Annotated in this window: 11 protein-coding genes; 6 read left to right on the forward strand and 5 right to left on the reverse strand. The window is 39.6% G+C overall.

All coding sequences use genetic code 11. The annotated features are described in order from the left end of the window. Positions 1-831 precede the first annotated feature (831 nt). The 3 genes from H6G79_RS25220 (at position 832) to H6G79_RS25230 (ending at position 3,731) form a co-directional block, all read left to right on the forward strand. The gene (locus H6G79_RS25220; protein ID WP_190592872.1) at positions 832-2,070 is read left to right on the forward strand and encodes a phosphotransferase family protein; all 1,239 of its coding nucleotides are present in this window, start codon (positions 832-834) and stop codon (positions 2,068-2,070) included. Between the two features lie 64 nt (positions 2,071-2,134). Next, positions 2,135-3,226 carry a T3SS effector HopA1 family protein gene (locus tag H6G79_RS25225; protein WP_190592871.1) on the forward strand — a complete coding sequence of 364 codons (1,092 nt, stop codon included), beginning with the start codon at positions 2,135-2,137 and terminating at the stop codon, positions 3,224-3,226. 58 nt (positions 3,227-3,284) lie between these two features. Continuing rightward, complete coding sequence (locus tag H6G79_RS25230; RefSeq protein WP_190592870.1) at positions 3,285-3,731, forward strand: thioesterase family protein; 447 nt, start codon at positions 3,285-3,287, stop codon at positions 3,729-3,731. 81 nt (positions 3,732-3,812) lie between these two features. Here the strand turns inward: H6G79_RS25230 and H6G79_RS25235 are convergent, their stop codons facing one another. Together H6G79_RS25235 and H6G79_RS25240 are read right to left on the reverse strand one after the other, a co-directional pair. After that, the gene (locus H6G79_RS25235) at positions 3,813-5,867 is read right to left on the reverse strand and encodes a carotenoid oxygenase family protein (RefSeq protein WP_190592869.1); all 2,055 of its coding nucleotides are present in this window, start codon (positions 5,865-5,867) and stop codon (positions 3,813-3,815) included. Between the two features lie 24 nt (positions 5,868-5,891). Continuing rightward, on the reverse strand, positions 5,892-7,250 hold the full coding sequence (locus H6G79_RS25240; RefSeq protein WP_190592868.1) for an AAA-like domain-containing protein: 1,359 nt from the start codon (positions 7,248-7,250) through the stop codon (positions 5,892-5,894). Positions 7,251-7,332: 82 nt separating this feature from the next. Between H6G79_RS25240 and H6G79_RS25245 the strand changes: the two genes are divergently transcribed. Next, positions 7,333-7,488, forward strand: a complete 156-nt coding sequence (locus tag H6G79_RS25245) for a hypothetical protein (protein WP_190592867.1) — start codon at positions 7,333-7,335, stop codon at positions 7,486-7,488. A gap of 349 nt (positions 7,489-7,837) precedes the next feature. Here H6G79_RS25245 and H6G79_RS25250 read toward each other — a convergent pair whose 3' ends face one another. The 3 genes from H6G79_RS25250 to H6G79_RS25260 form a co-directional block, all read right to left on the reverse strand. After that, entirely contained in the window at positions 7,838-8,752 is a 915-nt protein-coding gene (locus H6G79_RS25250) for a TauD/TfdA family dioxygenase (protein ID WP_190592866.1), read from the reverse strand. 85 nt (positions 8,753-8,837) lie between these two features. Continuing rightward, positions 8,838-9,638, reverse strand: a complete 801-nt coding sequence (locus H6G79_RS25255; protein WP_190592865.1) for an SDR family oxidoreductase — start codon at positions 9,636-9,638, stop codon at positions 8,838-8,840. A 521-nt stretch (positions 9,639-10,159) separates the two neighbouring features. Further along, positions 10,160-10,780, reverse strand: a complete 621-nt coding sequence (locus H6G79_RS25260) for a hypothetical protein (RefSeq protein ID WP_190592864.1) — start codon at positions 10,778-10,780, stop codon at positions 10,160-10,162. A 380-nt stretch (positions 10,781-11,160) separates the two neighbouring features. Between H6G79_RS25260 and H6G79_RS25265 the strand changes: the two genes are divergently transcribed. Together H6G79_RS25265 and H6G79_RS25270 are read left to right on the forward strand one after the other, a co-directional pair. After that, on the forward strand, positions 11,161-11,880 hold the full coding sequence (locus H6G79_RS25265) for a rhomboid family intramembrane serine protease (protein ID WP_190592863.1): 720 nt from the start codon (positions 11,161-11,163) through the stop codon (positions 11,878-11,880). Between the two features lie 198 nt (positions 11,881-12,078). Further along, entirely contained in the window at positions 12,079-12,756 is a 678-nt protein-coding gene (locus tag H6G79_RS25270) for a rhomboid family intramembrane serine protease (RefSeq protein ID WP_190592862.1), read from the forward strand. Positions 12,757-12,808 lie beyond the last annotated feature (52 nt).

A 12,808-nucleotide genomic window follows, 5' to 3' on the forward strand; every position in this document is an offset into this window, starting at 1 on the left:
ACAGTCGAGAGTTTACCCATTCAGCAACCGGGGTTTATGCGTTCATGTTCAAGTAAAAATTCAGCATCCAAGAGTCAGAAGTCAGAAATAATTATTCAGCACAAAATTCTGATTCCTGAATTCTGACTCGTGAATTTTTACATATCACTTTGATGAATTCTGCATATTTATTTCAACCTCATTTCAGGAATAATTAACATCCTGAATCAGTTTGTCATCCTAATTTTTCAGTAATATCCATCTTGAGACAGTTATTTATAGACAAGTCTTAAATTATTGCTGTGGATGGATGAGTTATTCCAGTCATCAGGTTTAGTTACCTCATGATCGTGAGATAACTAAGAAATCATATTTTTGGTGTTACTGAATATTTATGCTGATATTTAAATTAACTCAAAAGTGATATATTCATCAGGTATCAATAAACGCCATATGCCTTATATAGCAGTACTTGTGACTGATTTATGTATTGTTATATTTAATGATTTTAACGCTGCTATTAAAAAAAAATAGCAATCAGTAATTTAAATTACTTTTTGTTTTTTTGTTAAATCAGAAAATGTCACTGCAACAAATAAGGCTAGTAATTTCCACAATTGTATATTATGATTTTAAAGATTCGATAGTAAATAATGGTAATTTTTAAAGCAAAAATAAAGTTATTAATGCCATTTTGGCAGTTCTAAATATCAGAAATAAGATATTAGTGGAGAAGAAAGAATAATCGATATTTAGATACTTATAGTTATCTACTTAAATTGCTCAATTAACAATAATCCTGAAAATAAGTAATTGATTATCTCAGCACTTTTACGAAATAGGAAATAAAATATGTTATTACAATTATCTTCTCAAAATGTTACCCAATATCTGCACGCAGCAGGGCTGTGTAGTTTAGAAGATAGCAATTTAGACTTATCTCAGTTGCCAGGAAGTAGCAAAAAGAATTTCAATTTACTAGTGACTCTGGGAAATAATCAGCAACTGCTAATTAAACAAGAACAGCACCAGGAAAATGCGGGAAACCTGCATGATTTTTTTAATGAATGGCTGTTTCATCAATTACTCAAGCAGTTTCCAGTATTAGGTAATATTGCAGCGATCGCATCATTAGTAGTACATTACGATGAGGAAAATTCCCTCCTTGTCCGCAATTATTTAAGTGAATATCTGGAATTAGGTGGCTTTTATCAACATCACCATAGCTTTCCGACAGAGATAGCCACTGCTATTGGGACAACAATAGCAGCTTTGCATCGCGCCACTTTCCAGCGCCGCGAATATCGTGATTTTATGGCTACAGCGCCACAAGGACAGTATCGCTATAACTTTTACAACCCAGCGCAGGGTATAGAATCACTAACACCAGATATTTTTGGTGCAGTGCCGAAATCAGCATGGCAATTTTATACTGTTTATCAGCGTGATGAGAGTTTAGAATCTGCGATCGCAGATTTAGCTTATGAGTGGAAACCTTGCTGTTTAACTCACAACGATTTGACGTTAAATAATATTTTGCTACATTCCCGTTGGGATAAATTAGATAACTGCTTAGTGCGCCTCATCGACTGGGAAGCCTGCGCTTGGGGAGATCCCGCATTTGATTTAGGTACTTTAATCGCCAGTTATTTAAATATTTGGCTTTCTAGTTTAGTTATCGATGTCACACTGGAATTAGAAGAATCCTTACAGTTAGCGATTATCCCACTAGAAGCGATTCAACCTTCATTATTAACTTTAATTCAAGCTTATCTCAATACCTTTCCCGCTATTTTAGAACACCGCCCAGACTTTGTAGAGCGTGTCATCCAGTTTGCCGGGTTAGGACTGATTCACCACATTCAAGCAAAAATTAACTATCAGCAGCAATTTTGTAATACTGATATGTGTACCCTACAAGTAGCACAGAATTTGCTAACCATGCCCGAAAAATCTGTAAACACAGTTTTCGGTGTTACTCAAGCAGAAATTATCCAACCGATGGCTACACAGCACCAGCTTACCCAACCGCAAAAATCACAAAAATTAATTCCCTTATATTACGAAAAAACCCGTTTACGCGGCTGTTAAAAATTTGTCCTTTCTCTTCATCTCCCTTCCCTTGTCTCCCTTATCTACCTACTCCCCACTCAAAATGCTAGACACCTCTACCAACCCTCTGTTAAATTCTCTGTTTGATATTGCGAAAAATATCCAGATAGAATCTAACTTTTCCATTCATCACCCTGAGTATCAAACTTTTGCCTTACCCGCGAAGGTAGCAGAAAGATTTCGGCAAAATTCTGCGGCGTTACAGCAAAAATATCTGACTTTGCTACTGCGTAATTTTCTTTATGGAATTTATTACAACGGTTCTTTGCAAAATGCGTTAGCGGTGAATGCTAATACGCCTCATTGCTTACCACAGCAAAATTTAGCGAACAATTCTCATTTGGGTATTGATTGGGAATTTTACGCCCAACTGCACGCGAATAACCACGGTAAAGGATATTTTGACTCTAGTTGGCAAGTGTTACGTCAGGAACCTGATGGAAGTATGGCGGTAACAAAATCTGGTTTGACATTATATATTGAACCAGATTGTCATCTCAAACCTCACAGCAAATCTGCTAAACCGGGTGAGTCAGTGTCTATTTGGATGCCAAAAAATCATTTGCAAAATGGCTGTTACGTGGCGGTAAGTGATGTAGGACAAGAACAGCAGAGTGTAGATGCAGAATTGGGAATAGGCAGAATTTATTTTAATATTACGGCAGATGGAGCGATCGCACTGATGGATAGTCTGACGCAACACCTCAACCAAGCGTCTCTTCCTTTTACCTTTCAAGTGCTTTACAATCCTAGAGCCTACGGACGCTACGACTCCGGCTTACTGTACTTTGAACGGGAAGACTACCCAGCAATTCACCAAATTCTCCAGGCTGTATATAAAGAACATCAATCGCATTTTCAGCCACAAATACCTTTATTTACCAAGTTTTTAGCCCCAGGTCTAAGTTTAGCCGAAGAACCAATTCAAAAATTCGCCATTCAAGAAACTTTTGGGATGAACCGTTGCCAAATTGTTGCTCATGCTTTACTAGAAGTATGGCAAAAAGGTAAAGATGCCATAGAAGAAAGAATGAACTCAATTGAAAAACACTTTGCCCTCCACTCAGTTGACTTACAACGCCCTTACTTAAACCCTAGTTCTGAAGATATATATTACCCCTTAACAGTGAGATAATTTGATATGGCAAGTTATTCGCTTGCTACTTTGTTTTTTAATTTTTAATTAGACAAAAATGTCTTTTATTTATAACCGTACTGTGCGCTTTGCAGATACTGATGCGGCGGGTGTAGTTTATTTTGCTAATGTTTTGAGCATTTGTCATGAAGCTTATGAAGCATCTCTCAACGCATCGGGAATGAATCTCAAAGCTTTTTTTACTAAACCTTCAGTGGCTTTTCCAATTGTTCACGCCAATGTCGATTTTTTCCGACCGATGTATTGCGGAGATGAGTTGAATATTAGTTTAATTCCCCAGAAATTAAGTGCTGATAAATTTGAAATTGCTTACGAAATTACAATTGCAGATGTGTTAGTGGCTAAAGCTATCACTCGCCATGTTTGTATTGATGTGAATAGTAGAACTAAGCAAGAATTATCTGCGGAAATTATGCAGTGGTTGGAAACGAACCGCAGAGACGCAGAGGGCGCGGAGAGGAGGAAATCACGGGAGGTAATGTGATAGATGACAATTTTAAATAACATCTCTCTCCCTTATCTATCCCATCCTCCTTGTCTTCCTTGTCTCTGTTACTACAAGTGATTACGGTTTATTCGCTTGCTCAAAATTAGGGTAAACATAATCTTCAAATAATTTACCAATCTTAGGACATCTTTTGGCTGCCTTTGCTACTAATTCTTGGTAATCTTGGCGGACATCAAGATAATAACTTGCTTGGCGTTTGCCAATTTTTGGTAGCCAAGCAGTATGCAAAGTCATCGCAAAATGAAGTGGCTGTTGAGATGGGGGACTGGATAATCTACATACAGGGCCTTTAGATAAATGATTGGCATCAAAAATCCAATATTCATTTTCTTGGCCATGCCAAACTGTGCAGACAATATAACCATCTGTGGGTTTTTCCGCACCACGATATGGCATAAACTGAGGCGAAAGCACTACATATCCTGGTGGTAGTTCGTAGCTATCAACAATTGCTGGTGATTCTGTGGATGAAGCATGAAGTCTAAACAAGTATGCTGGTACGCCACTACGTGCCATGTCTAAGACTTTTTCAAGAGGAATTAGGCGATTTTTGTAATTTTGATACTGAGTGACAACAAATTTGGTCATTAAGTCTTTCCATAGCCCAAAAGAACACCAATAAATATCATCTAGATATTTTAAAGGTTGTCCTTGAGAATCTTGGTCAGGATAAGTATAAAGGTCTGTACCCCAGGTACATTTAGCATCAGAAATAATGTGCGACTGGAGAATATTTCCGCTTTCTCCATGAATTACATAACGTCCCATTCGCCCAAGATCAACTTGACCAGGTACCATTCCACACAAATCTTCTGGTTTATATTGAGGATAAGCAGAAACATCATATTGTCTTACCCATTCCGAGACATCCATACCAGCAATATGCGCGGCATTCAGTGTAATATTTCCTTCAGGATTTTCGTAATCTACTAAAAAATGTGCTGCTTCTAATGGCAAGATAACTTTTTTGACTGTTACTGTTTTAGTATTTGGTTGCAACTGATTCCGTGGCACAATATAAACTGCCGAGTATGGCAAAGGCGGTTCTTCTAATATATCTCTGAGTATGTTTTCCAGGCGTTTATAATGGGGTAAAGGATTATTTAAGACTTGTTCTACCCCCATCGTAAAAGATGTATCCATAATCACGATATAGTCTTTCGTGACCCCGATTTGGTGTATAGTTTGTTCAATTTTTACGGGAGAACTATCAGGTAAAACTAATTGCCACTGTTTTAAAGATGTTGCCCCATCCCAACACATAACAGAAACAAAGTCTTTGATTTTTATTGGTGATTTATTGAACCATTTGAAGTAATTGCCATAAAGATAGCCAAATATTGATAATAAAGATTGAGATACAGCATTTAAACTACTTTTAAGCAGTTTCGGTTGCCACAAGTTACAGATATTGTGTAGCCATTGGTCAATCAAGTGAATAACAGCAATTGAGTCTAAAAAATTAAATAATGATCTGCCATAATTAACTGTAAACATCTCTTTGCTATGAGGGTCAAAAGCAGGATGGGCAGTACTCAAAAATGGTTGAAAAGGAGCATTATATCCTTGTACTTCTGATTGCCATTCTTGATTAGATCCTACTGGGGTAACAACATCGAGACTTTCAGTATCAATTTCATAAGGACGGCCAGCATCGTAGGTAACTAGTAACCTTGCTGGTGCATCTTCGGAAAACTTCATCGGGAGAAAAGCTGTGTTTAGCTGGTTACGAATACCCAATGGAAAGGAAAATCTCGTCAGTCCATGATTACTAAAACGAAATTTTTGATACTGAGAGACAGAATCAGTTGCTTTGTCAGCATAATAATCAGGTGGTTTGGCTATGCGCGTAGTTAATTTCACTTGATTTTCGGTATCAAAATCTAGCCGATAAATCATCCCGTCGCCGCACAATAAAGAATCTCCATCAGGATAGGGTAAGCCGCCAGAATTAACAGTTCCTATGGAAGTAACCATAAAAACATGCCCCTGCACATCCGTGGGGAGAGTTCCTTCGAGGACTTGCAAGGGTAGCTGGTTATATTCATATTGATTAGCATTTCTTATTGATGGTGGAACTGGTGGAGAGTCTTGGAAATTACTGGTAGACATAGATATTTATTACACCTGATGATTTTAGGAAACAATTGATTCTGGCTGGTAATGCAGGCGATCGCAGAAATATTCGGCATACAACCTACAGCTAGGTGTAGCTTGATTTCCGTAGAGATTAACCAACCCCATACTTTGCAACTTGAACGCTTGCTGTAGATGTAATTCCACTGGTTGAGGGGATTTAATCACCTGTGCAAATGTGTCCACTAGTTCTGGATTTTGTTGGAGATTCCACCACTGTTGTTGCAGATGTTCACGATAAATGCCATCCGAACTCAGAGCAGTTGATAACAACTCTTCTACACTGATACGGTGTTGCCATAAATAATAACAAGCTAATCTCACAAGGTAGGGTTGACCACCGACCAAATCGAAAAGTTTTTCTAATGATTGCTCTCCAAAATTCAACCCATAGCGATCGCCTAAAGTCTGAACTTGCTCTTTGTTGAAGTTATGTAATTCAACTGGTAAACCCACATTAAAAGGTGACTTATTCACACTCAAGGGAATATATACTTCTGTAGCGTGGGCTACAACTAGCCGTAATTTTTTCCAAATTTCTCGATTTTTAGCTTCTTCATGCCAAGCGCGTAACAACCCAAAAAAATCATCAGCTAAATCTGGATATTGAAATAAGCGATCGACATCATCCAAACCCAAAACAATTGGGTTAATTATTTTAGCTAAAATATAATGTTCAAAATAAATTTTGGCGCTAATTTTGCTTCCAAATAGCTCATCCCAATAGTCTGCTAGTTGGTTTTGTAAATCCAAACCCAGACTGATACTTGCACAAAACCAACGTAAGAATTTATCTAAATCTTGAAATATGGCTGTATCAGCCAGTTGAAAACTTAAAGATACAGTATGATAACCCTCATTATTGGCAGACTGAAGAATTCGGGACATCAATGAAGTTTTCCCCATCCGTCTTGGGGCTTTAATTCGGATTAATGCTCCTGGTTGCAAAATAGCTTTATAACAATTAGCTTCAACGGGAGGGCGTTCTACATAAAATCGAGAATCAAGCGGTACTTGACCTTCTGGTATTTCTGGTTCTGGTTCTGCTGCTGACAAGTTAGTACTTAAAGCTTGATTTCGCTGTGGTAATTCTGGAAGACAATAGTCACTCTGCTCTAAAACTAGATTAAACCCTTGAAAACAGTACTTTAAAGTTTGCTTGTCTACTCCTACTTCACAAGCAAATATCTTCATAATTGAATCGACTGATAAACCTGTGCGATCGCTCAATGCTTCCAGAGTATACCGATGACCATTATTTTCCCGAATCTCTGCTTCAGACTTAGCTGTTTGAAGTTTCTTTAATCCTTGAGGTGTTAGAAGTACACCTCGTCTGCGTCGAGCTTTATTTGCGTACATTGTTATTATCAAGCCTGATCAGCACAATCAAAAAGAACTAAAAGTTCTGTTCAATATTTTCGCAAATTCAGCATGATTTGTTATGTTTAGTTCTTTATTCGTTTCTGTGTTCATGAGAAAATCGGCTGACAATCATATCTCTATTAAACCAGTGCATCAAATCTGGACTGATTCAGCAGTTCCTTGGGCTTATATTGCTGTTGATCTGCCTAGTTTTCCCCGGAATCGTGATGTTTAATGATTTTTGTAATTTTTGTATTTCGATGCGATCGCTAAATCCTAGTTCCAATACAGCCACCCTTGCTATACGTGCGTAGGGAGAGTTAGGTGTGTAGAAGAGTTTCATAGTTTACAAATATGGCGGTTCTCGGTTGGATGAGGTACATTTCAACCCCACCCCCAACCCCTCCCCGCAAGCGGGGAGGGGTTGGGGGTGGGGTTCCAACTGTATTACAAGGAAGTAAGAACTGCTATAGATAAAGGCAGCTGCATATATAGTTTGCAGACTGCCACAAAAATATTGACTACTTCAGGAAATACAGAGATGGGAGGTATAAAAACTGACTGTTTCCGACTCAAAAGCTCAATTAAGCAAGAGCAGGTTCGCGTCGATTGTATACAGAAGCATCTCCCTTAATGGCTTCGCTGTGCTTACCATCAATCCCAACAGGAACATCACCCACAATCGTGACTCGCTGAACGTGACGGGGTTGGTTGCCGTAGTCAGCAATTGCATAATGTTGTGTAGCGCGGTTATCCCAAAAAGCAACATCGCCAACTTGCCAACGCCAACGCACTGTATTTTCGGGGCGAGTTATGTATGCTTGCAATAATTTGATAATTTCATCAGATTCATTCTGTGATAAACCACGAATGCGGCGCACAAAACCACCAATGAACAAGCCGCGTTCTCCCGATTCAGGATGGACACGTACAACTGGATGTAAGGTTTCATATACGGTGGAAGTGAACACCGCCCGATGGGCTAATACATCTTCTGGTAAATCAATCACAGCTGCGGCATAGTCGTAGGCGTTACTGTGTACAGCCCAAAGTTGATCAGCCAGGTCACGTAGTGGAGTTGGTAAATCTTGATATGCAGTTACTGAGTTTGCCCAAATGGTATCGCCACCATTTGGAGGAATCACCAACGCCCGCAAAACAGAGCCGAGTGGTGGACGGTCTACAAATGTCACATCAGTATGCCAGTTGTTAGCACGGCTGGAAGTACGGCTGTAATCAAGGTCAAGAACTTCTGGGTGTCCTTCTAAAGAAGGAACGGTGGGATGAGCTGTGGTGATTTCACCAAACCGCCGCGCAAAAGCTACTTGTCCATTAGCATCAAGTTGTTGACCACGAAAGAAAATTACTTTGTATTGGACGAGGGTTTGGCGAATATCGCTGATTAACTCATCGCTGAGGTTTGCACTCAAATCAATGCCAATGATTTCTGCACCGATACGTCCAGCAACTGGTTTGATATCAAAATATTGAGAACTCATGATGATTCTAGACTCCAGAAAAATTCGTAAGTTAAAACTTGCTCTCAGATTGATGTCTGAGGATTCCTAATGAGCAGATTTAGTTCTAAACGCCAGGGGTAGAACCGCCATCCACCAGAATTTCTGTGCCTGTAATAGAAGCGGCTAAGTCAGATACTAAAAATAATGTGAGTGCAGCAATTTCTTCTGGTGGTACGATTCTGCCTAGAGGAATTCCTTGCAATGTTTCTTCCTTGGCTTGTTCTACACTAATTCCCCGTGCTTGGGCATTCTGTTCGGCTAAACGTTCGGCGCGTTCGGTGGCTGTTGCACCGGGTGAAATTGCGTTGATCCGAATGTTGTGTTGAGCTAATTCTTTGGAAATTCCCCGTGTGAAGTTGAGTAAGGCGGCGTTAGTTGTACCACCGGGCAGAAAACCAGGGCGGGGTGTTCTACCTGCACCACCGATGATGTTGACAATTCGACCATCACGGCGATTTTTTTGATGGGGGACAACAGCTCTCACTAAACGAATGTAGCCCAATAACTTTAAGTTCCAAGCATCGAGAAAGACATCATCGTTGAGGTCGAGAAAGGAACCTGCACGGGCTGAACCAGCGTTGTTAATTAAAATATCAATTTGACCAAACTGCGCCAAGGTTGTAGAAACAACTGTATCTACACTGGCTGCTTGAGTCAGATCAGCACTGATAGCAATTACTTTCGCGCCTGGAGTGGGTAGAGATTGAATGGCGCTGACGGCGTTCTCTAGTCGTTCTTGGTTGCGAGCTGCGATCGCAACATTCACACCCTCACTATAAAGAGCTTTCGCAACGGCTAACCCAATCCCCGCACTACCACCAGTGACGATCGCTGTTTTCCCTGCTAGGTGTAACTCTAAGCTCATAAGAATTAATACTCCAATTGGGGAAACATCAAATTTCCAACAACTCTTCATATTGCTGATTCAGCACTGATTGTTGTTGATTTTTAAATGCACTAAATTTATTAAGTACTATAAATCTATCGATTTACCGTATTTAATGTAGAAAAAGTTATCATAAGACAACCTCCAGAAGCAAGACCCCTAGAGATTTCGGATTTAACCTGACTAGGACTTACAGATGAAAATGAAAAATTAACAGTGGGGGACAGGGTGAAGAGGTGTAGACATCCAAAATCTTTACAATGTTTTCACAAATATTGGCAATATCAGTATGTCTCCCAATGACATTCCCTATCTATCAGTTGATACTGGGTAAATAAGATACCAAATTATAGGGTTCCAGGTTAGTCATCTGGGCAGCTATCAGGGGGTAGGTGCTTCGTCACAAGCGAATGTCATCTACCCCTTTATGTATTTGATAATAGGTGATAAATTACAAGTTTTATCTCAGCAGAATCAAGAAAGTGATAATACTGATGAACTTACAACCAATCGCGTAGTTTTTGATGTACCTGCGCTAAGTACCACATATAATCATCAATTTGATATTGAGTAGCAGCTTTGACTATATATTCTTGTGCTAAATTCAAATTATTTTCTGATTCATACAATAATCCTAAATAAAGATGACTATAAAATTTACCCTTAATTCCTTCTGATTCACCAATCTTTAAAACTTCATCAGGAGTACAATCACCAGCAAATAAATTATAAACAAATCGCATAACTCTTCTGGGGTCATTTTTGACTTTTAATAGAGAATTACTTGCGGCTTCTTTACCTTGCCAACGAGCTATACATAAATAGCGCCACACAGTTTCTTCAACATCATTAGCATTCACCGTTAAATCAATTTCAAACTGTTGAGCGCCTTCAGCAAATCTTTCTGCATAATAGTAAGATAAGCCTCGTTGCCAGAGATATGGTTTAAGCCGAGGTTCGATATTTTCAGCCGTGTCGAAATCTTGAATTGATTCAGCAATGTTAGCTAATTGAAATTTCACCATACCCCGCCGAATATAAGCTTTGGGATTATTTGGTTGACGGCGAATTAGATCATCCCAATCTTGAAGTTGATTTTCTAAAGAGTTGCTGAAAAACATGGATAGTTATTTTAAGTAATGAGCGATGAGTAATGAGTTATGAGTTATGAGTTAATAGGACTTACACAGAATTAGGAAAAAACGTAGACTTGCACATGACTTACCACAGAGTACCGCAAAGGACGCATAGAAGTAATAGGGGCTAATTTTACAAGAACGGCTAGGATACGAAGTTAAAGAGTTTGAGGGAGTTTCTACGTAAGCCCTATACTCATAACTCATAACTCATAACTCATAACTCATAACTCATAACTCATAACTCATAACTCATAACTCTTTTTGCGTAAGTCCTGATTAATATCCCAGCCAAGAGGTAGAAGAAATAACCAGCAATATTCGGTAATTTGGGGCTAGTTTATCAAAAATTAGGAAAAGCGCCCGTGGTTCCCATTAGAGATAATAATCCTACAGAAATTACCCCTTATGTAACTTATGGCTTAATTGCTGCTAATGTTCTGGCATTTATCTATGAAAGTAGCCTTCCACCCCAAGCATTAGATAGTTTTTTCCATCTGGCGGCTGTAGTTCCCCGTGAACTGAGTTTAAGCTTTGCTGGGGTGTCTTTGCATCAAACAGTACCAGAGTGGGCAACTTTAATCACCTCACAGTTTTTGCATGGTGGCTTACTGCACTTGGCTGGCAATATGTTGTTTCTGTGGATATTTGGTAACAACGTTGAAGATAAATTAGGTCATGCCAAATACTTATTGTTTTATTTAGCTTGTGGTGTGTTAGCGTCTTTGACCCAGTGGTACTTCTCCCAAGATTCTAACATTCCATCTTTGGGGGCTAGTGGTGCGATCGCCGGAGTGATGGGCGCATATATTCTCCGGTTCCCCAAAGCCGAAATTCTGGGTGTTGTACCTTTAGGCATTTTCTTCCCAACTTTCCGAGTTCCCGCCTATTTCTTTTTAGGATTTTGGTTTCTTCAACAATCCTTCTACGGACTTGCTAGTTTAGAAGCACCTACTAATATTGGGATGGAAAGCGGCGGTATCGCTTACTGGGCGCACGCTGGCGGGTTTATCTTTGGGGCTATTCTTGGCCCAGTTTTGGGTTTATTTAGCGACAAATCCCCCGAAGAATCGTGGTACAGCTAACACAAGTTTGGATTGTTGATTTTAGCAAGCAATATTCCCCACTCCCCACTCCCCACTCCCCACTCCCCACTCCCTACTCCCTACTCCCCACTCCCCACTCCCCACTCCCCACTTTCTCCCAGGTGCAATTATCAAAATTTTTCAACTGCCAGCTACACAAGCTATATTGCAGTTAATTGATAATTAGGAAAAACACCTGTGTTTCCACTCTATGACGAAAACCCAACGCGAATCAAACCGTATTTCACTTACGGTTTGATTGGCATGAACGTTTTAGTTTTTCTTCATGAAGTGAGTTTGTCTAATGTCCAGTTGAATCTTTTTTTCCGCGAGTATGCTGTAGTACCCCAAGAGTTAACCTACAACTTTTCCGGTGAGTGGATAACTTTAATTACATCGCAGTTTCTCCACGGTGGTTGGTGGCACTTAATATCCAATATGGTCTTCTTGTGGGTCTTTGGCAACAACATCGAAGACCGTTTGGGTCATTTCAAATATCTGATTTTTTATTTGGCTTGCGGTGCTTTAGCCGCTTTGTCCCAGTGGGCGATAGGAATTGAGTCTCCTATTCCTTCTTTGGGGGCTAGTGGTGCAATTTCTGGAGTTTTAGGTGCATATTTAATTCGCTTTCCTCATGCCAGAATTACAACCTTAGTATTTTTAGGTTTTTTTGTGACTACAATTAGCGTTCCCGCACTGGTAGTCATTGGCATTTTCTTTATACAAAATGTCATCTCTGGTCTCGCCAGCCTGCAAGCTGCTGCTAATATGAGTGTCCAAACTGGGGGCGTTGCTTATTGGGCGCATATCGGTGGCTTTGTGTTTGGAATTATACTTGCGCCCTTGTTTGGTTTATTTAAACGTGACTATGAATAGGACTATCAAGAGTACTGATTGCTGAGTATAGAGGGTGTAAGGGCTTCGCCGT

The sequence above is a fragment of the Anabaena sp. FACHB-83 genome, assembly GCF_014697485.1.
Taxonomy (GTDB): Bacteria; Cyanobacteriota; Cyanobacteriia; order Cyanobacteriales; family Nostocaceae; genus Nostoc_B.